The organism is Dyadobacter arcticus (assembly GCF_011762185.1).
Lineage (GTDB): Bacteria > Bacteroidota > Bacteroidia > Cytophagales > Spirosomataceae > Dyadobacter > Dyadobacter arcticus.
This window is the reverse complement of sequence record NZ_JAASQJ010000002.1, coordinates 377,774-400,472: the sequence shown is the minus strand read 5'-3', so window position 1 is coordinate 400,472 and position 22,699 is coordinate 377,774. Positions and strand designations below refer to the sequence as shown.

At 45.0% G+C, this 22,699-nt stretch carries 22 protein-coding genes; 8 read left to right on the top strand and 14 right to left on the bottom strand.

Annotated elements, in window-relative coordinates; all coding sequences use genetic code 11:
- Positions 1–188: 188 nt before the first annotated feature.
- The 5 genes from FHS68_RS09360 to FHS68_RS09340 form a co-directional block, all read right to left on the bottom strand.
- Positions 189–755 carry a DUF4256 domain-containing protein gene (locus FHS68_RS09360; protein ID WP_167269408.1) on the bottom strand — a complete coding sequence of 189 codons (567 nt, stop codon included), beginning with the start codon at positions 753–755 and terminating at the stop codon, positions 189–191.
- A gap of 624 nt (positions 756–1,379) precedes the next feature.
- Positions 1,380–1,958: a YdeI/OmpD-associated family protein gene (locus FHS68_RS09355; RefSeq protein WP_167269407.1), complete on the bottom strand. Its 579-nt coding sequence runs from the start codon at positions 1,956–1,958 to the stop codon at positions 1,380–1,382.
- Positions 1,955–2,341, bottom strand: a complete 387-nt coding sequence (locus tag FHS68_RS09350; RefSeq protein ID WP_167269405.1) for a DoxX family protein — start codon at positions 2,339–2,341, stop codon at positions 1,955–1,957. The genes FHS68_RS09355 and FHS68_RS09350 overlap by 4 nt, the downstream gene beginning before the upstream one ends.
- Before the next feature lie 7 nt (positions 2,342–2,348).
- Positions 2,349–2,831: an SRPBCC family protein gene (locus FHS68_RS09345; RefSeq protein WP_167269402.1), complete on the bottom strand. Its 483-nt coding sequence runs from the start codon at positions 2,829–2,831 to the stop codon at positions 2,349–2,351.
- Position 2,832: 1 nt separating this feature from the next.
- Positions 2,833–3,156: an ArsR/SmtB family transcription factor gene (locus tag FHS68_RS09340; RefSeq protein ID WP_167269400.1), complete on the bottom strand. Its 324-nt coding sequence runs from the start codon at positions 3,154–3,156 to the stop codon at positions 2,833–2,835.
- Positions 3,157–3,411: 255 nt separating this feature from the next.
- Between FHS68_RS09340 and FHS68_RS09335 the strand changes: the two genes are divergently transcribed.
- Entirely contained in the window at positions 3,412–5,481 is a 2,070-nt protein-coding gene (locus tag FHS68_RS09335; RefSeq protein WP_167269399.1) for a sensor histidine kinase, read from the top strand.
- Positions 5,482–5,501: 20 nt separating this feature from the next.
- On the opposite strand, the gene FHS68_RS09330 is transcribed toward FHS68_RS09335, so the two are convergent.
- The 4 genes from FHS68_RS09330 to FHS68_RS09315 all read right to left on the bottom strand — a co-directional run bounded on the left by FHS68_RS09330 (position 5,502) and on the right by FHS68_RS09315 (position 9,397).
- Positions 5,502–5,708: a helix-turn-helix transcriptional regulator gene (locus tag FHS68_RS09330; RefSeq protein WP_167269397.1), complete on the bottom strand. Its 207-nt coding sequence runs from the start codon at positions 5,706–5,708 to the stop codon at positions 5,502–5,504.
- Positions 5,705–6,100, bottom strand: a complete 396-nt coding sequence (locus FHS68_RS09325; RefSeq protein ID WP_167269395.1) for a hypothetical protein — start codon at positions 6,098–6,100, stop codon at positions 5,705–5,707. Before FHS68_RS09325 ends, FHS68_RS09330 begins: the two co-directional genes overlap by 4 nt.
- A 214-nt stretch (positions 6,101–6,314) precedes the next feature.
- A complete protein-coding gene (gene katG / locus FHS68_RS09320; protein ID WP_167269393.1) occupies positions 6,315–8,597 on the bottom strand; it encodes a catalase/peroxidase HPI in 2,283 nt (760 codons plus the stop codon).
- Positions 8,598–8,725: 128 nt separating this feature from the next.
- Positions 8,726–9,397, bottom strand: a complete 672-nt coding sequence (locus tag FHS68_RS09315; RefSeq protein ID WP_229211829.1) for a DNA alkylation repair protein — start codon at positions 9,395–9,397, stop codon at positions 8,726–8,728.
- A 149-nt stretch (positions 9,398–9,546) separates the two neighbouring features.
- On the opposite strand from FHS68_RS09315, the gene FHS68_RS09310 reads away from it, so the two are divergent.
- The 6 genes from FHS68_RS09310 to FHS68_RS09285 all read left to right on the top strand — a co-directional run bounded on the left by FHS68_RS09310 (position 9,547) and on the right by FHS68_RS09285 (position 15,349).
- Positions 9,547–10,119: a hypothetical protein gene (locus FHS68_RS09310; protein ID WP_167269392.1), complete on the top strand. Its 573-nt coding sequence runs from the start codon at positions 9,547–9,549 to the stop codon at positions 10,117–10,119.
- Positions 10,119–10,412 carry a winged helix-turn-helix domain-containing protein gene (locus FHS68_RS09305; RefSeq protein ID WP_167269390.1) on the top strand — a complete coding sequence of 98 codons (294 nt, stop codon included), beginning with the start codon at positions 10,119–10,121 and terminating at the stop codon, positions 10,410–10,412. Before FHS68_RS09310 ends, FHS68_RS09305 begins: the two co-directional genes overlap by 1 nt.
- 66 nt (positions 10,413–10,478) lie before the next feature.
- The gene (locus tag FHS68_RS09300) at positions 10,479–11,147 is read left to right on the top strand and encodes a hypothetical protein (RefSeq protein WP_167269388.1); all 669 of its coding nucleotides are present in this window, start codon (positions 10,479–10,481) and stop codon (positions 11,145–11,147) included.
- A 231-nt stretch (positions 11,148–11,378) separates the two neighbouring features.
- On the top strand, positions 11,379–13,940 hold the full coding sequence (locus FHS68_RS09295) for a TonB-dependent receptor (RefSeq protein WP_167269380.1): 2,562 nt from the start codon (positions 11,379–11,381) through the stop codon (positions 13,938–13,940).
- A gap of 351 nt (positions 13,941–14,291) precedes the next feature.
- Positions 14,292–14,798 (top strand): VOC family protein, encoded by a 507-nt coding sequence (locus tag FHS68_RS09290; protein WP_167269378.1) that lies wholly within the window; start codon positions 14,292–14,294, stop codon positions 14,796–14,798.
- A 92-nt stretch (positions 14,799–14,890) separates the two neighbouring features.
- Positions 14,891–15,349, top strand: a complete 459-nt coding sequence (locus FHS68_RS09285) for an SRPBCC family protein (RefSeq protein WP_167269376.1) — start codon at positions 14,891–14,893, stop codon at positions 15,347–15,349.
- 50 nt (positions 15,350–15,399) lie between these two features.
- On the opposite strand, the gene FHS68_RS09280 is transcribed toward FHS68_RS09285, so the two are convergent.
- Positions 15,400–16,707: a sensor histidine kinase gene (locus FHS68_RS09280; protein WP_167269374.1), complete on the bottom strand. Its 1,308-nt coding sequence runs from the start codon at positions 16,705–16,707 to the stop codon at positions 15,400–15,402.
- 170 nt (positions 16,708–16,877) lie between these two features.
- The gene (locus tag FHS68_RS09275; protein ID WP_167269373.1) at positions 16,878–17,567 is read right to left on the bottom strand and encodes a hypothetical protein; all 690 of its coding nucleotides are present in this window, start codon (positions 17,565–17,567) and stop codon (positions 16,878–16,880) included.
- A 216-nt stretch (positions 17,568–17,783) separates the two neighbouring features.
- On the opposite strand from FHS68_RS09275, the gene FHS68_RS09270 reads away from it, so the two are divergent.
- Positions 17,784–18,854 (top strand): NAD(P)-dependent alcohol dehydrogenase, encoded by a 1,071-nt coding sequence (locus FHS68_RS09270; RefSeq protein ID WP_167269371.1) that lies wholly within the window; start codon positions 17,784–17,786, stop codon positions 18,852–18,854.
- A gap of 26 nt (positions 18,855–18,880) precedes the next feature.
- Here the strand turns inward: FHS68_RS09270 and FHS68_RS09265 are convergent, their stop codons facing one another.
- Genes FHS68_RS09265 through FHS68_RS09255 form a run of 3 tightly spaced genes read right to left on the bottom strand, consistent with a single transcriptional unit; the run spans position 18,881 to position 22,547 of the window.
- Positions 18,881–19,858: a glycosyltransferase family 9 protein gene (locus FHS68_RS09265; protein ID WP_167269369.1), complete on the bottom strand. Its 978-nt coding sequence runs from the start codon at positions 19,856–19,858 to the stop codon at positions 18,881–18,883.
- Positions 19,855–20,835, bottom strand: a complete 981-nt coding sequence (locus tag FHS68_RS09260) for a glycosyltransferase family 2 protein (RefSeq protein WP_167269368.1) — start codon at positions 20,833–20,835, stop codon at positions 19,855–19,857. The genes FHS68_RS09265 and FHS68_RS09260 overlap by 4 nt, the downstream gene beginning before the upstream one ends.
- The gene (locus FHS68_RS09255; protein ID WP_167269366.1) at positions 20,835–22,547 is read right to left on the bottom strand and encodes a carbamoyltransferase family protein; all 1,713 of its coding nucleotides are present in this window, start codon (positions 22,545–22,547) and stop codon (positions 20,835–20,837) included. Before FHS68_RS09255 ends, FHS68_RS09260 begins: the two co-directional genes overlap by 1 nt.
- Positions 22,548–22,699 lie beyond the last annotated feature (152 nt).

The window sequence follows — 22,699 nt, the reverse complement described above, 5'->3', positions numbered from 1 at the left end:
TAGTTAAGTATCGTTTCCCGTGGGGGTATTGGAGTAAATAAAGTTTTTGCATAGTTGAGTAGGGAAGGGGAAGCGAATGATATACAATTAGCCCCTTTTTTCGATTTATTCAAAAAAGGGGCCCGGTATATTGTTAAAGAACTGATTAATCGGTGATTACGAGCCCCAATCTCGAATTTAACTAGAATTCAAACCCGCAATGAGCCACGAAATCCTCGGGCGGCGTAGTAAGAATCCGCGCCATTATGATAGATGAAAACCCGGTCGAAGCGGCGGTCACCAAAGATGGCGCCGCCCAATTTTCTGACGTTAGCAGGCGTTAGCAACCAACTGGACGTTTTCAAATCGAAATTTCCAAGCTCTTGCAACTGCTGATATTCTTCTTCGGTCAAAAGCTCAATGCCCATCTCAGCGGCCACGTCCATAGCTGTATTTTCCGGACGGTTTGCTTTTCTGGATTCCCAAGCAGCACGATCGTAACAAAGGCTCCTCCGATCTTTCGGACTTTCTGCCGAACAATCAAAAAAGATGTATTCGCCTGTTTTTGTGTCCTGACCTACCACATCCGGCTCACCGCCAGTCACTTCCATTTCGTCAAGTGTCCAAAGCTTTTCAGGGTTGGCTTCCAGTTTGGCCTGTACTTTGTTCCAATCAATGCCTTTATGGCGGGCTTTGTTTTTCTCAAAACGTATTTTCAGATTTTCGAGGAGCTCTTGAGTTTGGTCGGGCGATAGCTGTTTTTTGCTGGTGCTCATACTGGATTTAGTTTTACGAATGCGGTGTAAATATTAAAGGTTAGTTCACTGATATTCTAATTCCATCAATTCCAAAGTACCTGTTGCAACTTCCAATAAAATCCTATATTTGCCACGCGAATTTCAATACAAGTAAAATGTTATATTATCACAAAATCCGCCAAAAATGGCTTTGGAGGGGCATACGGGTGAAAGTTCCGGGGCCGGATTGTGATGGTAACATTGTAATGAAGTTCGCAGTGACCTCTCCATTTTTCGTCACCTCAATCCATTTACAATGCGAACACCGAATGGCCCAAATATTGACTTGGATGCACTTTCAGTCAACACAGCGATTGATACACGTCACGTATCAAAGTCAGCAAACAGCTGACGCCTTCACAAGAAGAATTTTGGTATCTCGTTGAATGTCATGGCTATCGGGAATTGTCCCAGTCGCTCAAAATGATTCACGATCTGGCGCTGTATCATTCGGATATTCCCGTTGGTAATGTTGAAAAATCTGCGCTGTTTGATTTAAAAGTGCTTTGGGAAGGTTTCGAAAAAATGGAAGAAAATGCATAGCTCAGTTGAGCCTAGTCGCAAGTTGAGCGTAGTCTTAGACTACGCCCAACTAGGAAATCCTCAATCTTCCAAGCCTTTACCCTGCAATATCCTTTCGATACTCTTCTCAACCCTCGCCTCACGGGTTTTAGCTTGCTTCGGTTGGGAGAAATGAAGAAGGTAACCTCTTTGGCGGCCTGGTGTTAATGCTTCAAAAGCGGTTTTCAATGCAGCGTTTTCGTCCAGTTTGATTTGGAATTCTTCGGACATTTTGAATTCCGTTGTCTTTTTTAATTCCATTTTCAAACCAGCTTTTTCCACTTCGATGGATTCGAAAACATATGTTTTCAGCGTAGCCTCCGTATCAGTGATTTCCTGAATACTGGTAAACCGCATCTGACGGGCTACCTGCACATTTTCTGTTTGCTGGATCAGAATACCGCTGGGATCATTCAACAAAGCGCCTTTAAAAAACAATACCGCGCAATATTCTTTGAAAGTGTGAATCAAAACAATATTATTCTTCTGAAATGTGTAGCAGGGGCATCCCCACTTCAATTCCTCCATCAGCCCGCAATCAAGAATAATTGTTCTCAATTGTTCTATTTCTTTTTGCCACTTTTCGGCTTTATTAAAGTACCAATCAACTTTTGGGTTCATGGGTTTTTTGCGGTTAAAAGCTTCCTTTCCTCCGGCCTGAAATACCAGGATACCACCGTAAGAACGATTAATAACATTGGACCGAAAAGTTCTTTTAATTCATCTCCTGCTGCAATATGAGAGAAAACGGCGCCTGACATGGCAAAAAAGAATCCCGCATATGCCCATTCCTTAACCAATGGAAATTTGGGAATAAGTATTGCTACCACGCCAAGTATCTTCCAGATTCCCAAAATGATTAGCAGATAAGCGGGATAACCCAAATTCGTGAACATATCTACTTCTTCTTTCATTTTAATTAATTGCACAATTCCGGTTGATGTCATTCCTAAGGCAAGCCAAACGGTTGCAATCCAGTAAATGATCTTATTTCTCTTTGTCATGATTGGTTTATTTTAAATTGTTTACAATTTCCTGTAATCTGTTGTGCGCCATATTAAGACCTTGTGCAAAAGGCATTTTCAACATTTGATCTCTAAGTTCCACCGATTTGTAGACAATTTGCATGGTGAGTTTGCTGGTATTGTCGGTCAATTTTTCAAATTCCAGGTATTCAAGTTGGACGGGAAATCGGACCGCCGACGCGGGTGTATTTTCCATTTCAAATGTCCGGGTGATTTTCTGGTTAGGGATAAATTCGGGTAGTACACCATTTGCCCGAAACACCACATTTCCTTGCGGATCTGATGTTTCAAACTGGTAAGCGCCATGTTTTCTATTTTCCAGTTTCAGCACTTTTGTTCCCATCCATTGCGCCACAATTTCTGGCTCAACATATGCTTTGAAAAGTAATTCCAATGGTAAATCAAATTCCCTTGTAATCATTATTTCCTGCTTACCGTCCTCAGCAGCGACTTTCGTTTTTCTTTCCATATCATTTTTCTGGTTTATACTTTTTCATAATTGCTTCCAACTTGTTAAACCTGTCATCCCACATGTTGCGGAACGGCTCGATAAAGTCTGCTACTTCCCTCATTTTCTTTGCATTAATGTGATAGTAAACTTCCCTTCCATTTTGATGTTGTTCAAGCAATTCGCATTCGGTGAGTATCGATAAATGTTTTGAAACGGTCGGTCTCGCCGTATCAAAGTTGGCCGCAATAGCACCTGCGGTCATGGTTTGTGTAGCCACCAGCAGAAGAATTGCTCTCCTTGTTGGGTCCGCTATGGCCTGAAATACATCTCGTCTTAAATTCATTATGTAGTTATTTGGCTACAAATATATATGTAGTCATTTAACTACGCAAATTTTTTTGCAAATTTTTTTAAATGGCTGCTTTTGGCACTCGATCCCAGCGCCTCTTGAACCCTTATTTTTTAAAACTGAAACAATACTACATTTTCCGAAAGTGTGGCATTCATGCTTTGTGTGTAGCTTACAGCGGGTTTGCTACCAAGTAATCTACCACTTCCCCAGCCGCAGCTGATCCGGGGTTTATGACGTAACTATACGATGAAAAAGTGCCTTTACCACTTATCACATGCTACATTCAATCAGATTCTTCCATTGTGCTTTTTCTTGCTTTTGGGATTCACAGGTTGTCAAGAGTCCCTAAAATCAGATCATTCGATTCAGTTAAAAGCATGGATTGATAGCATTGACCGGGATGCCCGAAAAATCGGTATTAAACGATCTATCTTCCTATTCGATTCGCTGGTTGCTACGCACGGTAAAAATTCAATTGGCGATAGCATGGACTATTATAAATTCATGAAAGTGCTGAGTCACCGGGATCCTTCGTTATCCCAGAATGCCCTGACTTATACAGATAGCCTACTCCAATTGTTTTCAAATCCCCGTATCCGTGAATTGTATGCAACCGAATATTCCAAGGCGCTGCTTTTGAAAGGGGACGATTTATTTAAGCAAAAGGAATATTACAAGGCCTATCGCAACTATTACAGTGGCAAATCTTTTTTGCTGGGGTTAGGTGAAATTTGTGAATGTGCCAGGTATAGCAGCAGAATCGCGAATATTTCCTACAAAGAAGAAAATTACTATCAGGCCATTGAATACTGGAAACACGAGCTAAAAGAATTGGCTCAATGCAAGGAACCAGAGAATTTTCAATTACAATTTATTGAAAAGCAGGGCAGCCTAAGAAATATTGGCAGCGCGTATCTTCTTCTTAGTAAGGCGGACGTTGCATTACATTATTTCCAACAAGCAAAGGATTTTATTAATAAACATGCCCCTGAATTTCCCCGTGAAAAGAATTATGTAAAATTTGCCAGGATCGTAATTTTAAAAAGCCAGGCAGAAGCCTACGCGTTAAAGGGTGAAACGAAGATCGCGGAAGGACTTTTAAAACAATGTCTTCAGCATGATGTGGAAATTGATTGGTCTATCGACGTGGAGCGGGAATCCCGCCAAATATTGACAAGGATATACATTGATTCAAAACAATATTCAGAGGCAGAAAAGCAACTGTCTATTTTGAAAGCCTTGCCAGGTGCAGCGGATTCTACCACAGTCAGCCTATATCAAAAGTTGCAGGCTTATATTTCATTTGGGCAAGGAAACTTTGAAGAAGCAGGCAGGCTTTTTATTGCCAATCTTGAAACTGACCGGGCTAACAAACTGGCAAAAAATGCAGATCATAAAAGTAATGTCGGACAGCTGCTTCAGCAGATTGAGCGTGAACACGAAATAGAACTGGCAACTCAAAAGGATGCCCGCGAAAACCTGATACTAAAATTTGCAATACTGATTTCAATTACCCTTTGCATAATTGTTTACCTGATCTGGCGCAGCGCTAAAAAGAGCGCAGCGAATTTGCGGGCTGTAACAGAATTGAATCGCGTTATTACCCAGAGCAATATCGTTTTGCAGGATACGGTCAATGCATTGGAGCAAGCAGAAATCGAAAATGAATCGGTATTAAGGATTGTCGCTCACGATTTACGAAACCCAATCGCCGCGATGATTTCAGCGTCCCACCTTGTTTTTTGGGAACAGATACCGTCTGATGAACAGCTGGAAATTATCAATGCTATTCAGCAATCCGGTGAAATGGCGAATGGGCTTATCAGCCATATCCTTCAATCAAGTCCCGACCGCAATAAAATTACCAAAAGTAACGTCGCATTGGAAGAGATCGTCCAATCCTGCATTGATATGCTGAGTTATAAAGCCAGGGAAAAGGATCAGAAGCTCGACTATCATTTTGAGCCGGCGATGGTGCCGGTCGACCGGGAAAAAATATGGCGGGTGTTTAGTAACCTGCTCAGTAATGCAATCAAATTTTCGCCTTCGGGAGGTACGATCTGGGTCAATTTGAAGCCGCAAAACGGTCATGTACTGTTGTCGGTCAGGGACAATGGCATCGGGATTCCCGAGGAACTAAAAGATCAGATTTTTCTACCGTTGAACAAAGCCAAAAGATCCGGAACGGCGGGTGAGCAATCGTTTGGTATTGGTCTTTCGATTTGTAAACAAATTGTCGAATCACATGGGGGACGCATCTGGTTTGAGTCAATAAAAGGTTCCGGTGCCACATTCTTCGTTGAATTGCCGTCATGAACATTTAAGTTTCGGGATGATTAAATAAAATCTATATCATCCAATTGGAATAAAACTTCGACGGTTGTATCAAAAACTTTCGCCATCCGTAAAGCCAGTAAAGTGGATGGGACAAATTTCCCGGTTTCAATGGAATTTAAGCCCTGTCTCGAAATCCCAATGTGTTTTGCAAGGTCCGCTTGTGTCCAATTTTTCTTGGCACGTTCAATCTTTATCGTGTTTTTCATACCCCATACTTTTTTCTCGAAACGAACCAGCCAATAAAATAAAAGCCCCAGCAGTAGCACACCAAATGCCCATAGCCAAACCAGGCAGGATTCGAAATGTCACATAGCCCCAGCAAAAACAAAAGCATTACCAACATTGCTGTCAATGAAAAGCCAATAACCACGGCTTCCAATTGTACCCGTTGCTTCACTTCGTCCATTACCGAAATGGCTTTTATGTACTTAAAAATAAAAATGGAGAATGTAATGATTGGCACAATCGCGATAAATGCCGAAACAGGCTTGCTAAATACATGATGTTTTAACAACCATGTTGCCGGCAGATAGGTGGCTCCGTAAATGAGGGCAAATATAACAGATTGCTGGTTTGCGATTTTCTTAGACTGTTCCATGATGTTCAGTTGTTTAGTTCCATGTAAAGATATGTAAACATTTCTTTTTGTCAAGTATTGTTGACAAAAAGTCTTAAATAGTGGCTCCAATGAATTGGCTGCAATGATTGTGGTGTAGTCGATTCCCTGGCAGGTGTGTATTGAACTGACAGATAAGACAATGGGCGCCTCGGAAATTCCGGGACGCCCATTTCTTTAAATTAATAATTTTTGATCAAGCCAAATCAAACCGGTCCAGATTCATCACTTTCGTAAAGGCTGCAACAAAGTCCTTCACAAATTTGCTTTGCGCACCGGAACTTGCATATACTTCTGCAATTGCGCGCAATTCAGAATTTGAGCCAAAAACAAGGTCTGCGCGGGTAGCGGTCCATTTTGGCTGGCCGCTTACACGGTCGCTTCCCAAATACAGTTCCCGGTCTTCGCCCATTGCTTTCCATGCAGTGTTCATATCCAGCAAGTTGACAAAGAAATCATTGGTTAGCTGGCCCGGACGCTGCGTAAACACCCCGTTTTTTGAACCGTCAAGATTTGTGCTTAATGCACGCATGCCGCCGACAAGCACAGTTAACTCGGGCGCTGTCAACGTTAGTAACTGCGCCTTATCGATCAGCAACTCTTCGGTTGAAACATTTAATTTTGCCTTGCTATAATTCCTGAAACCATCAGCAGCAGGTTCAAGATAACCAATGGATTCAATGTCAGTTTGCTCCTGCGAAGCGTCTGTCCGGCCGGGAGTGAAAGGAACTGCGATCGAATGTCCCGCGTCTATTGCTGCTTTTTCAACCGCCGCACAACCAGCCAGAACGATCAAATCGGCCAGCGAAACCTTCTTGCCAGTTGATTGCGTACCATTGAATTCGCCCTGGATGCTAGTCAAAATACCTAACACTTTTTGAAGCTGCGCCGGATGGTTAACCTTCCAGTCTTTCTGCGGGGCCAGGCGAACACGGGCACCATTGGCACCACCGCGTTTGTCGGAGCCCCGGAAAGTTGAAGCCGAAGCCCAGGCAGTCGATACCAATTCAGATACACTCAGTCCGGAGGCCAATATGAGTGCTTTCAGGTTTGCGATATCATTTTCATCAATCAACGCATGGTCCACCGCAGGGATAGGATCTTGCCAGATCAATACTTCTTGCGGCACATCCGGACCCAGGTAACGAGCGCGCGGGCCCATATCGCGGTGGGTCAGTTTAAACCAGGCGCGGGCAAACGCATCTGCGAATGCGTCGGGATTTTCCAGGAAGTTCCTGGATATTTTTTCGTAAGCCGGATCAAACTTTAATGCAAGATCGGTCGTAAGCATCGTTGGTGCATGCTTTTTCAAGCTATCGTAGGCGTCGGGGATAATATCCCCTGCATTTTTTGCAACCCATTGATGCGCACCGCCTGGGCTTTTTGTCAATTCCCAGTCAAACGCGAAAAGGTTTTCGAAGAAATTGTTACTCCACTGGGTCGGCGTTTTTGTCCATATTACTTCCAACCCACTGGTAATGGTGTCGGCACCACTGCCTGAGCCGAAGCTGTTGCTCCATCCAAGGCCTTGCAATTCCACATCCGTACCCTCAGGCTCTTTACCGACATGGTCGGAAGGCGCGGCACCATGGGTTTTTCCAAAGCTATGTCCGCCTGCGATCAGCGCAACCGTTTCTTCATCATTCATAGCCATGCGGCCAAATGTGTCGCGGATATCTCTTGCGGCAGCAATTGGATCGGGATTGCCGTCGGGACCTTCGGGATTAACATAAATAAGCCCCATATGTGCGGCAGCAAGCGGTTTTTCAAGGTCGCGGGTATGGATACCTTCGCCCGGATCTTCATCTGATGAAACTACGCCATGATTTGCATCACCTGAAACGCCTTCCACGCCCTTTGCATAGCGATGGTCATTGCCCAGCCAGGTAGTTTCTGCTCCCCAATACACATCCTCGTCCGGCTCCCACACATCAGCACGCCCACCGGCAAAACCAAATGTTTTAAAACCCATGGAGTCCAACGCTACGTTCCCAGTAAGGATCATCAGATCCGCCCAGGATAATTTATTGCCATATTTTTGCTTGATCGGCCACAAAAGGCGTCTTGCTTTGTCAAGACTCACGTTATCGGGCCAGCTATTTAGCGGAGCAAAACGCTGCTGTCCCGCGGCGCCGCCGCCTCTGCCGTCGAATACACGGTAGGTACCTGCACTATGCCAGGCCATCCGGATGAACAAAGGACCATAATGTCCAAAATCAGCCGGCCACCAGTCCTGTGAATCTGTCATGAGGGCGTGCAGGTCGCTTTTTACAGCTTCTAGGTCGAGACTTTTGAATGCTGCTGCATAATCAAAATCCTCACCCATTGGGTTTGTTTTTGACGAGTGCTGACGCAGGATGCTTAGCTTTAACTGGTTAGGCCACCAATCGCGGTTCCTTGTGCCACCGCCGCCCACATTGTGTTTCATCGTGCCATTGTGGACCGGGCATTTGCCGATGTCATTTGAGTCATTTTCCATTTTTATGATTTCATGATTGTACTTATTATCTCCCTGCATCGGGTACTGTGCAGAATGGCAAGATAGCCTAATAAAGAAAATAATCACAATCGATTAATTCTATATTTTGATAGTCAAAATCTATTAATTCACCCTTGTCGGCTCACCATTTCGTTGATCCAGATCGGTGCGAAAGGGGAGGTGCAGCCTTTGGAAACTGGATAGTCGCGGTATATTCCCAATCGTTCGCCAACGCTGAGGGCCCGCTCACGGTATTCGGGAAAGCAAATGCCGATTTGTGCCAGTGCCGAATTCATTGTCCATTGCACTTCGGACGCCGCATGCGGCATTTCGGACTCGAGCCGGTCAAGAATGGCTGGCAGGTCAAGCCCTTCGGGTTCGCGGGCAATTCGTCCGCCGGTCAGGCTCCATCCGGCACGGGCAGCCATAACATCCCCTGAATTCATCCATTCCTGCCGCAACGCTTCTTTTTCCGGATATACCTTTATCACGTAAGCGTACAGCCAGTCCGACACGCCAACAAAGTTGACAGACCGCACCATTCGGTTCAGCTCTTCTTTTGACAGTTCTTTTGGCTTGATGATCAGTGTTGCAAGCAGCTGGGCATCAATGATGTCGGTATCCCAGAGTTCCAGGGCCAGCGGGTGGTTGACCTTTATCTTCTCTGCCAATTTCCGGATCTTGCCCAGCAAAACACCGAATTGATTGTCACCGGCACCACTCTTCGCATTTTGGGCGCGCACTCTCTCGTTTCCCATTAATTCTAGTTGAGTGAGTGCTTCCTGGAGTGTCATGTTCATAAAGTAGCGGATATAAATGCCCTTCCATTGAGTATGTTGAAGAACGTACAGGAAAAATAGTCCTTCTTTTTCGCTTTTCTAAATAAAGACGCAATTCAGTTTGCAACACAAACCAAATTAGTATATTTGTACAATATAAATTCACCCAAATGGATACAGGAAAAATTTTAACGCCCGAAGAAAGCCTCTCCCTGATTGCTGAAACGATCTCAAAAAGCAGGGATAGTATCCGGGAAAATAGTTTTGGCTTTTTGCTTTGGGGCTGGCTCGTTTCGTCTGCTAGTTTTGCGTCTTTCCTTTTGCAGCTACTGACGAATTTTAAATACCACTTCATTCCCTTTCCAATTGTTGGAACTGTCGGCATTGCAATTACCCTGGTTCTTTTCAAAAGAAGAAATGCAGAAAATACGCAGACATATACCGCCTATTTCATCAATAAAATGTGGCTTGTACTTGGGTTGTGCTTTATTCTGGCTGTTTTTATCAATGTATCGCAAGGCAGGGTGCCATTCACGTTTACGCTACTGATAGCAGGCTGCGGCACGTTAATCTCAGGCTGGGTCATGAAATTTCGGCCACTTATATTGGGAGGATTTTTATTGATGGTGTCGGCAGTGGCCAGTATTTACCTCACCGACGAATACAAAACCTTGCTTCATGGAATAGCAATCGTACCAGGTTACCTGATCCCGGGTTATTTGTTAAAAAACGCAAAGGCATAATGGCTGATACGTTTGCAGACCTTGACCCGGTGCTCAATACCCCCGTGAGACTGGCGGTTGTTTCGATTCTGGTAAAAGTGAAACAGGCCGATTTCAACACTTTAATGGAAGCGACCCGGACGACGCAGGGGAATTTGAGTCATCAGCTGAAGCGATTGAAAGATGAAGGTTACATTCATGTCGAAAAAACATTCAGGGGCAATTATCCGCTTACGCTTTGCACGCTTACAGCCAAAGGTCAGGAAGCCTTTGAAACCTATGTAGAAGCAATCAAAAAATATCTTAATCTCTAAATTTTTTTACCCTTTTAGTTTGTATTGCAAACTAAAATTATTTACAAACTAAACATTACTAAACTTATGGAAACAACCATCCGTCACAAGGGGCCGCATTTAGGACTGCTTGCCACTCTTTTTATGTTATTATTTATTACCGGGTTGTGCTTTGTCATTTCGCTGACAGGTGTTCCGCCTTATTATCCGGGACCGTGGGAGTCCGCATCCACAATCCTCCAATACTTTCACAATCAGCGTGATGATGTATTAATGTGTGCTTTTTTCCAGTTTTGTTCCGCCATACCACTGGGCATCTTTACGGCTTCGGTAGTCAGCAGAATGGGTTTTCTAGGTTCCAATGCTGCGGGAAAACACATTGCGCTTTTTGGTGGTTTTACGGCTGCCGTGAACCTGATATTGTCTTCGTTTTTGCTGTGGGTCATGACAGTGCCGGAGCTTTCTGCTTATGATCAGGTCATTCACACATTGTATTATCTGGTATTTATTATTGGTGGTGTGGGCTATTCCGTTTTGTTGGGTCTGTTGATTGCAGGCATTGCGGTGACCAGCTTATTTATGAAAACACTTCCAAAATGGATGGCTATTGCGGGAATTATCCTGGCCTTAGTCGGGGAACTGAGTTGTTTGAGCATGATATTTCCTAAGTTGCTACCCCTCATTCCGTTAATCAGGTTCCCAGGCTTTATATGGTTGGTTCTGGTAGGATTCAAAATGCCGAAAAGCGCCCGTTAGGTGCGTTTACAGTATAGTTTTAGGATAATTATCATTTCAGACCATGAGGAATGCGGAAAATAATTTATTATCCTACAAACTCTATATAGTTAATGTTTTTTATATATTTGTGGCCAAGCAAGTCAAACTCCCCTAATGCAATCAGTTATGCGTATCACGAATTATTGTTGTCGGCGGAATGATGTTGCCTAATAAAAACCACAAAAACATTAACACCACCAATACAATAGCATGAACCATTTTTTAAAGTCAGCCATTTTAATAGGAGCACTTTTCTTTCCTCTATTTCTATCCGCACAGGATGCCACAATCAATGCAACGGTAACCGGAAAAGTTCTGGATGCCACCTCCAACGAACCCTTGGTTGGCGCGACGATTACCATTAAAGGCACGACCAATGGGGACGTGACGGATGCAAACGGCGAATTCAGCCTGGTTACTGGCCAGAAATTACCATTTACCCTCATCGTATCGTACGTTGGATACCTTAAAAGGGAAGTTTTGATCAATGATAGCAAGGTTGAAATCAAGCTGGAAGTGAATAATACACAGCTGGAAGATGTTGTGATTTCCTCCCGCCGTCGTCAGGAATCTGCTCAGGAAGTACCGATACCTATTTCCGTAATTGGCGGGCAAAGGGCCGAAGATGCCGGGGCGTTTAATGTGAACCGTCTGAAAGAACTGGTGCCATCTGTACAGTTATATGCTTCCAATGCACGTAATACAACATTGAACATTCGCGGATTAGGCTCGACCTATGGATTGACCAATGATGGTGTGGATCCGGGTGTGGGTTTTTATGTGGATGGTGTTTATTATGCCCGTCCGGCTGCCACCGCACTTGATTTTATTGATATTGAGCGCATTGAGGTCTTGCGCGGACCACAGGGAACACTTTTTGGAAAAAATACAACGGCAGGCGCATTCAACATTACCACGCGGGCTGCCAGCTTCACGCCCGGCGGCAACTTTGAGTTAAGCTATGGTAACCTGGGTTATGTTCAGGCAAAAGCGTCGGTCACCGGGCCACTGAGCAAAAAACTCGCTGCACGCGTTTCTTTCACGGGTACACAGCGTAACGGAACGTTTTTTAATGCGCATACCCAATTGCCGATCAACGACATTAACAACATTGGTGTAAGAGGTCAGCTGCTGTTTGCGCCGACGGAAAAAGTCAATATCACTTTGATCGGGGATATTTCGGATCAGAAACCGACGGGTTACGGTTGGCCTGTGGCTGGTGTAGTAAAAACAAAAAGGGCTGATTACAGACAATTCAACAATATTATTTCTGATCTGAATTATTCACTTCCTTACAAAAGTGCGTTCGATCGTATTGTAGATCTTGATACGCCTTCGAAAGCGGATAACCAGTTAGGCGGCGTTTCGGTAAACGCTGATATTAAAATTGGAAACGGAACATTAACCTCCACTTCTGCCTGGCGGTACTGGAAATGGACGCCGTTGAATGACAGGGATTACATCGGTTTGCCTGTATTTACAATTTCCTCAGGTAATTCAAAACACGACCAATGGTCGCAGGAAATACGGTATTCAGGAAAAATATCGCCGAAATTAAGCGGCGTGGTCGGTGTTTTCGGCCTTTGGCAGGATCTGACATCCGATCCGGTACAAACGGAAGAAGCCGGTTCGGCACAATGGAGGTTTGCACAAAGCTCCACAAGTGCACTTTGGAAAACGGAGGGCTTGTTCGACAATTTCGGTATCCGCACCACCAACGAAATCAAGAGCACGAGCTTGGCGGTTTTCGCACAAGCCGATTGGGCAATTGTTGACAAATTGCATATTCTGCCGGGTATCCGCTACAATTACGACAAGAAAGTGGTTGATTACAACAGGGTAACTTATGGTGGGTTACAAACCACAGATGCTGCCCTGATTGCATTGAAAAACGGGGTGTATACGAACCAGGCTTTTAATACGGATTATGCGAAAGGAAATTTCTCGGGACAACTTTCTTTACAATATAAAGCCAGCGCAAATTTCAATGCCTATGCCACTTATTCCATTGGCTATAAGCCTATTGGAGTAAACGTAGGTGGTTTGCCGACCGCGAGCGGCAAGATTTTGATCGACCTGGCCAATGTGAAACCTGAATATGTGGATCACAAAGAAGTTGGTATCAAAACCAAACCGTCCCGCAATTCAGTGCTGAACTTAACATTTTTCCGTTCCGACATTGAAGATTACCAAACACAGGTGCAAACTCCGGAACCCGGCGTAAACCGTGGTTATCTTGCCAATGCGGAAAAAGTGCGCGTGCAGGGTGCTGAGATTGACGGTAACATCCGTTTCAGTGCGCTGACATTGAATGCATCGGTAGCTTATACCGATGGTGAATATGTGAAGTTTGCCAATGCACCGGTGCCGTTGGAAGAAGTGGGAGGTCCCCAGGCCTTCAAAGATGTCTCCGGTGGAAGCCTGCCGGGTATCTCCAAATGGGCAGGTTCCGTAGGCGGTGAAGTGGTTTTCAAAGGAACATTTGTGGGTGTTAAGGGAAATTATTTCTTAGGAATTGATGAATATTATCGTTCGGAGTTTTCGTCAAGTCCATCGCCCTCAGAGTTCCTGAACATTGACGGCTATGCACTTACCAATGGACGTGTAGGCTTCAGGGCTTCAAACGGGCTTTCGTTTTTCTTATGGGGACGAAACATTTTTAACAAAAATTATTACGAGCAACTCCTGATCGCTCCCGGAAGTTACGGCCAATACGCAGGTATCGTGGGCGACCAGCGCACCTACGGAGTAACCGTAAGATTTACATATTAAAAGCTACATTAATAAGGTTCAGAAGAAAAAGCAGTAGCAAACTTCGGTTTGTCACTGCTTTTCTTTTTTATTAGCCTCAGTATCAATTATTTAACAATAAGGCGGGTGATCGGTCGCCACGTTCCCTTTAATTAAGGCTCTGCTTCTTAAACAGCACAGGGGTAACGCCAACTTCTTTCTTAAAAAGTCTTGGTAAAATAGGATATGCGCTTACAACTGCATAACATTTGATCGGTAATATTGTCAATCAGGGAATATAGTCGTAAACCGCCCCTCATATTGGCGCGAATACACCCGAAGCGGGAAGCCCTTCCCTGTTACCTTTGCTAAACAACAAACAAAGAGAAAAACATGGACGATATCAACAACACCATCGCCGGACTGGAACTGGCTCAGATTGGCTGGGTAGTCAGGGACATTCAAGCCGCGGTGAAATTCCTTTCGGGCGCCCTGGGCGTTGCAGGCTTTCCCGAGCCTGAACACGTCAGCGCACAGGATTTAAATATGAGCTATCACGGTGAGGTCGTACCCGGCGAATGGCTGACCACTCAGACCTACAATGGAGGCGTCTTTGTCGAGCTCGTCCAGCCCCTTTCCGGCCAAAGCATGTTCCATGACTACCTAATTAAGTATCCATTAGGCGGAACGCAGCACCTGGCCTACCGTTTGCCGGTCGACGGTTTCGAACGGGTAACCAGCGAGCTCCGCGAACAAGGTTATAAACTCATCAGCGAAGTGGATCATCCTATTGCACGCATGGCTTTCTTCGACACCTACGAAACCCTGGGTGTTGCCACAGAAATCATGGGCATCACGCAAGAAGGATGGAAGGCTGTTGAGGAAATGGAGAAGGTATAAAGCTGTTCGACGTTTCATGAGACGGCCTAGTAGTACTCATAAGTATATCCACAAGTAGACTTCTTTTTTAAATTTAAACAAAAAATAGTATTATGAAAAAGTTACAATTCGAAGTAAACATCAATGCACCTGTGACCAAGGTATATGATTTTATGCTTGGCACTACCAGTAAATCAACTTATGAGCAATGGACTTCTCTGTTTAACCCGACATCTACCTATGAAGGAACTTGGGATAAGGGAAATAAAATTCTATTTGTTGGAGTAGATGAGAAAGGAGAAAAAGGAGGTATGGTTTCCAAGATAGTTGAGAACATTCCCAACCAATTTGTTTCAATTCATCATTATGGTCTTTTAAAAGCCGACAAAGAAGTTACAGAAGGACCAGAAGTGGAAAAATGGGCAAACGGATTTGAAAACTATACCTTCGAAGAAAACAATGGGACTACAACCGTTATTGTTGATTTAGATACCACAGAAGATTTTGTAGACTATATGAACCAGTCCTATCCAAAAGCACTCGACAAGTTGAAAGAACTTTGTGAAGAGTAACGATTTCAAGAATAATTTAAAATACAAAATAGACCGGGTAAGCAATCGTATCACGAAACCTTATTAGGTTCCTGCCGGGTCTGAAAGCGAATCCGGACCAGCGTTCCCTGGCCTTTCTTGCTTTCAATATCCATCGTTGCCTTCATCAATTCACATATTTTTTTCACAATAAAAAGTCCTAAGCCTTCACTTTCTTTGAAATGCCCGTTTTCTTTCTTCTCTGCCAAAGTCGGAGCGGGTGGCTGTAGCATTTTTCCTTCCTGGTGAATGGCCGTCGTTAGTATTGCGGGTTTTAATTGTTCTGCAAAAAGGGCAAGGGCGCTGTTTTCGGGAAGTCCTGGCCCGGTATCCTGTATACTAAGTAGCCACCGCGAATCATTTTCATTCGCCCACGACACGTATACACCACCCGACTCGGTATATTTTAATGCATTGTGCAGTAAATTTTGAAAAACGCGCTGTATCTGCACCGGGTCACTGCTGACAATCAGATGTTTTGGGCCTTCTCCTTCAAGAATGATCTTCTTTTGTTCAGCCAGTGGTAACGTATTATTTATCAGGGAATTCAATAATTCAGATACATCAAATTCTTTAACGTGAAGGAGTTCCTTGCCCGCTTCAATTCTGGAATAATCAGTGAGTTGCAGAAGTAAGTCACGAATCGAAGACAAATTTCTGTTAAGCATGTCCATAAGCTGCGAGCGGTCCTCTTCGGACGACGGTATTTCCCATAACTGAGAAGCCATCATTAACACACTAAAACTTGATCGCAGATCGTGCGAGCTGTGCCGCAGCTGCTCATTGCGCGCTTTACTTAATTGCTGAAGTTGATCGAGCGCATGCTGCAAATTCGCTGTTTGTTCAGCGGCCGAGGTTTGTCTGAGGCGATAATAATATGTTACACTTCCACCGGTGGAATCAGAGTAGATCCGGAAGATTTCCCGGTGTATATGTAAGATGATTTTGGAATCAAGTTTGGGGTTATCATCGGCATACTTGTGAACTTGGTCCAGCAATATTTTAAACAAATGTTCAAATTCAATCACAAGTTCATGAAGCTCATAACCGGACTGCCAGCGGTGAAGTCCGTGTTCATTCGCAATTTCAATTACATCGATTGTTTCAGGCTCGCTGAGCAGCCTCTGTTCCATAATGTTGAGCAGGACTGGTACCTGGTCATTAAATTCTTCACGCGAAAAGCTGGCCTTACTGCTCAAACGTTTATCCTGCGCACAGGCTTCACGCCAGTTATTTAATAGTGCTTCGCGTTTGGTACGGAGGAAGCCTACAATATCCTCAAATCGGTCCTGGGTTTTGGGTTTTGGCATATTGATATGGGTGTGTTCTTTTTTGTGCATAAATACCATACCTGATTATAGCAAAAACCCAGTGATTATCCATTTTATGGACAATCACTGGGTTTAAATTTTACTGAGTGGCTCTTCAGTATTGGGGTCGGGTGACCATCCTACCAACAAAGCCCGAATTTATATTTTTAGAAAACATTTCTATGAAATCCGCTCCGGTTTTACTCCCCCGACTTCGTAACAATCTTCACATACGTTTCAGCGACATTACCAATGGCGCTCGGATGTCCGTCGAGTACTTCGGAGGTGGCATCATTGTAGATTAGAAAGGCTGTCAAGCCGCGGAAAGTGACGGGCTTCAAACCGGACATGGTATTGGCGATCTGGTATAGATAGGATAGCTCAAATGTCTGTTCGGCGGTTCCGCCTACCGGGATAGCGAGCGGAACAGATGCGCCGACCTGATAACTTTCACCTGGCGTAGTCAGTGCCAGAACGCCGGATGGGTGGGTAGTGTAACGCAGCTGGTAGCCTAAAACAACTGGGAATGATGGCGTTGCAATGCGTCTGATCGTTGCTTTCACGTCGTAAGCCAATATTCCAACCTCATTTAATGCTACTGCAGACGGATTAGAATCGTCTTTGGCGGCTGATCTGGTTAAGGTGATTTCACTGGAAGTTGGAGTAACGTCGCCGATTACCGCGCCGTTTTTGTCATAAAATGTAAGCTTCTCAATTTTGAATTCGCAGGGGTAGGTGCGGGGTGTCGTGACACTCGTTGCGAGCATACATTCAGATTCTGGAAAATTGGGTACTTCCGGTATCTCGTGGTCTGTACAGGATAGTACGATGCCTAAAAGACAGATGGTAGTAACAGAAAATGCTTTGCCGATGGTCGAATATTTTTTCATAAACGCTCAGGTTTTTTTTACTAAATGAGGTACGTTATGATAATAATAATTAACTCTTTGCAGTGAAGCAATGTTACGCAGGGATTATGATTGACATTCTTATTTTACGGTTTCGCCATAGAATTTCGCGAAACGCTCATCCCCGGATACTGGCGGCATCATTATTGAGATGGAATGGGTAAGAGTCAACTCTAAATTATTCAACTATTTAATGATATGACTGAAACAACAAACATTAAGGCTTACGGAACAGAAGCAGCCGAAGCGCCATTAAACCAAATGGGCATCAGCCGCCGGAAACCTACGCCGCATGATGTGGAAATAGAGATATTATTTTGTGGGGTTTGCCATTCCGATTTGCATACCGCGAGAAGTGAATGGGGGCCTTCCATGTATCCCTGCGTACCGGGTCATGAGATTGTCGGTAGGATTGTCACTGCTGGCGATCATGTTCAAAAATTCAAGGTGGGAGACATGGTAGGCGTAGGCTGCATGGTGGATTCCTGCCGCGAATGCCAATACTGCAAAGAGGATCTCGAACAGTTTTGCGAACCGGGGATGACCGGTACTTACAATTCGCCTGACAAGCACATTCCAGGCAACCCCACTTTTGGCGGCTATTCGGAAAGTATTGTAGTCAATGAAAATTATGTGTTGCGCATTCCTGAAAATATGGACCTGGCCGCTGCCGCTCCTTTACTATGTGCCGGTATCACAACATATTCGCCGCTGCGTCACTGGAACATTGGCCCAGGGAAAAAAGTGGGGGTTGTGGGTATTGGAGGTTTGGGGCATATGGGCATCAAGATCGCCAAAGCAATGGGAGCCGAAGTAATTGCTTTTACTACCTCGGAATCAAAATTTGCCGAGGCCAAACGCCTGGGCGCGGACGAGATTGTTTTGTCCAAAGACAAAGAGCAAATGGCGGCTTACAGAGGAAAGCTGCACTTCATTATTGATGCCGTTTCTGCGCAGCATGACATCAATGCTTATCTGAACTTGCTTCGTGTAGACGGTTCACTGGCACTCGTCGGCGCACCCGAGTATCCGCTACCCGTCGCTGCTTTCAGTGTGATTCAGGGGCGTAAAAGCTTCGCAGGTTCTATGATCGGCGGCATTGCTGAAACGCAGGAAATGCTTGATTTCTGTGCGGAGCATAATATCGTTGCCGATATTGAAATGATCGATATCCAGCAAATCAACGAGGCTTACGAGCGGTTATTGAAAGGAGATGTCAAATACCGTTTTGTAATCGACATGGCTTCGATTAAAGCTAGTGAAAGGTAATTCATCCGCAATCACCGAAGAACGGTTCATATTAACGTTTCCAACAAACCAAGCACACGATCAAAAGCGGGTGACTGAGTCCAGTCGATGGTCTTGTGCAACGATTTATTCAGAGGGCCCCATCGCTCCGGCTCGCCATCCATACTGATTACCATGCTTGGGGTTTGCATAGCGGCTGCGATGTGAGAGACACCTGTGCAGTTACTGATCAGCAATCCGGCTTCTTTAATAAGCTGGCCAATTTCTCCAAGGCCCGTTTTGCCGGTGAGGTCAAGTGCAGGATGTTTCATGAGCTCAATGACCTGATTTGTGATAACTGCCTCATCTTTTGTTCCTGTTACGACGATCTGATATCCTTTTTCGGCGCACACATCGGCCGCAGAAGCAAAGTGAGCGGGTGGCCACTGTCGCCAAGTGCCACGGCTGCCCGGATGCACACACACATATTGTCCCGGAATTAACCTAGGAACCGTTTTGTGCAAATTCTGCACCTCTGATTCACTTACAGGAAATTCCAGTTCTGTTCCTTGCGATGTGATCCCAATGTTTTCCAGCATTAGTAAATGTCTTTCCATTTCGGATATCCCGGTCGGATATTCCAGGAAAAAATCCGGATTCCGGTAATTTCCTTCGCTATGAAAACCAGCAACTGGCCCGGCTTGCAAATTTTCAAGCATTTCATTAACAATGTTCCCGTTTCCCTGCATTTGCAGGATCAGATCGAATGGTTCCGCTCGCATTCGCCCTTCGAAATTTTCCCACAAAACTTCATCAACCGTCTGCTCGGGAAGACCAGGGAAACCCGGGAAATGAATAAAACGGTCAATGTATTTTGAAAAGCGTTCACGAAAAGAGGCGGCCCAGGGTAAGCCTAATAATGTAATTTCCGCCTGCGGATAGCTATGCCTTAGTGCCCGAAATGCCGGGACCGAACATAACATATCGCCCAGTTGCAACGCCCTGAAAATCGCAATCTTTCGAGTCGTATGTGCGGGAAATTTCATAGAAAAAAGACTTTATAACGCATCGCTCCCCGAAGCGTCCAATAAACAGATAGGTAAGGGATCAGCACCGAGGTGACAATCATTTCCAGCCGGTGTGAAAATGATGCATTCGTGCCCTTCAAACGCCTGACCGCAAAACTAACAACGGAGGCGAGCCAGATCAACATTGCAATCCCGGCGATCAAGTTAGCATGAACGACAAATGCAAAAACTGCAATGACACTGGATAGGATCGTAGTGTAATAATTCCAAACCGGGCCGTTCGCAATGCGTTTTCTGTAAAATTCAGGGTGTTTTTTAAATAAAAGCGCATTAAACATACTTTTCTGCTGATCCCGGATGCTGGACCCCCAGGAAGTCTTGCGCACCGGATGACAGACCAACGCCTCCTGAACCTGGATGATGGGTATCTGCTTTTCGAGCAAACGGAATTGCAGATCAGAATCCTCGCGCCATGCAATAGGGAATGCTTCGTCGAAACCATTTACCCATTCCAATGCAGCCCGCGTGCAGGCGCAATTTGCTGTGATGAATTCGGCGGTAGATAAATGGGAAACGTTTTTCTCATAATCAGTAGGCTTCTCGGGAACCGGAACTTCCACCCTTCCTGTAAACGCAATCATTGTTTTCTTTGTGAATTGGTAAGTATACCAATACGCTTTTAGCCAGCTGGCCGACGGAATGCAATCGTCATCCGTAAATGCAATCAGTTCTGCATTACTTTGCTTCCAGCCGAAATTTCGTGCAGCAGCCGGTCCTCGTTTTGTTTCAAGGGAATGGAAAGAAATCAAGAAGCCAGGGTTTTCCTGCTTGACCTGAGTGATCAGCGAATTCGTAGCCGGGTCTGGCCCGTCCGACACGACAATCACCTGGTACGAGCAACCCGGATTATCTTGCCGGATGATTGCATGAAGGCATTTTTGCAATAATGCCGGACGACGGTAAGTGGGAATTACGATGCTGATATTTACCGTCATTATTTTTCAAGAATGAATGAATTAATGATCAGGGCATCGAACGGTGAAGTCCAGAAACATTCGATAGCGTCGCGCGGCGTGCAAACGATCGGTTCCCCACGAGTATTGAAAGAGGTATTAACCAATACCGGCACTCCTGTGATAGCCTTAAATTCCTTGATTAATTCATAGTAAAGCGGATGTTGCTGTGCATTCACCGTCTGCACGCGGGCGGTTCCATCAGTGTGCCGCACTGCGGGGATTTGGTCAGCTTTGTCGTCTTTTACCGGATATACGAAAAGCATGAATGGTGAGACCTCCGCATGTTCGAACCATTCGGGCGCATCCTCTTCCAATACCACCGGTGCCACCGGCCTGAAATCCTCCCGGTCTTTAATATCATTGAGCCTGGCCTGCATATCAGGATGGATTGGCGATGCCAGAATAGACCGGCTGCCCAAGGAACGCGGACCGAACTCCATTCTGCCCTGGTACCAGGCAATCACCTTGTTATCAGCCAGTATCAATGCGGTCTCCTTGGCGATGTTCGTAAGACGTTTGTACGGCGTCTTCGCCCAAATCATAAATTTCTCTATTTCATCATCCGTGTACGCCGGGCCCCAATATACATGGTTCATTTCGGCAGTATAGCGACTGTCTTCTTTTGCATTCAACATCACATCCAGCCATTGTGCCGCACCCAATGCAGTGCCAGCGTCACCGGCCGCCGGCTGGATCCACACATTTTTGAATGGGCCATTGTCGCGGATCACAGCATTCATCACACAGTTCAAAGCCACACCGCCTGCCATGCACAAATTTTCAGTGTTGGTTTGATCATAAAGCCAATTAACCAGTTTTAGCACCGTTTCCTCCAATACTTTTTGAAGCGAATGTGCAATGTCATGGTGAAGCTGCTCAAATGGATCCTCCTTTTTCCGTCCCGGTCCCCACCGTAGCTCAGGATCAAACTCGTCGATGGTATATTGACCGTCGTCGCTAACGTGGATAACAGATTGAAAATTTTCAAGGTACACCGGCGCCCCATAAGAGGCGAGCGCCATTACTTTATATTCATCAGATGAATTCAGGAAGCCGAGATAAGTCGTGATCTTTTCATAAAGCATACCTAGCGAATGCGGCATATCTACTGCCGTCAGCTGAGCAAGCGAATTTCCCTGACCAATGAAATAACCTGTGGTCGCTTTTTCGCCGCGGCCGTCGAGCGTCAGTACCGCCGCGTGCTTGAACGGTGATGGGAAAAATGCACTTGCAGCATGGGCAACATGATGGTTTACAAATGCCCATTTTTCATTTAAATCCCCTGCATCAGCAAATCGTTTTTGCAAATGGTGAGGGTAACCGTCACGAAGCTGCTCTGGTGCCTTCCGGATGTAGTTTAAAAACAAAGTATCCCAACCATTATATATATCCGCCATTTCCAGCACGTCCGAGTCTGAAATGAGATCGTCCTCATAAACAGAAGCTTCGCTAACGCCATCCGGATCGAATGAGTAGGCAATACGATCCACATCCTTTAATGTGATTCCTGCCGTTTTGAGACAGTAATCAATTGCGTGAAAAGGCAATTCCCAGGTTGAAAATGGGACAGGGCGTTTACCATGTTTAATATGCGTAAAACGTTCTTCTTCCGCGGCGGCAATGATCTTGCCATCTTTTACAAGTGCAGCAGCGGTGTCATGAAACGCTGCATTAATTCCCAGAATATACATAAGCGATGTGTCAGGTTTGAAATGCACCCCCGGTCTACAAGGATGATGCCAGGTCCGCGTGAAACCGCAACAAATTTCGATTTTAGTCTAAATGAATGCAGATTATCACATTATAAAGGTTTTAATGGCCTAATGTGCAAATCATACAAACT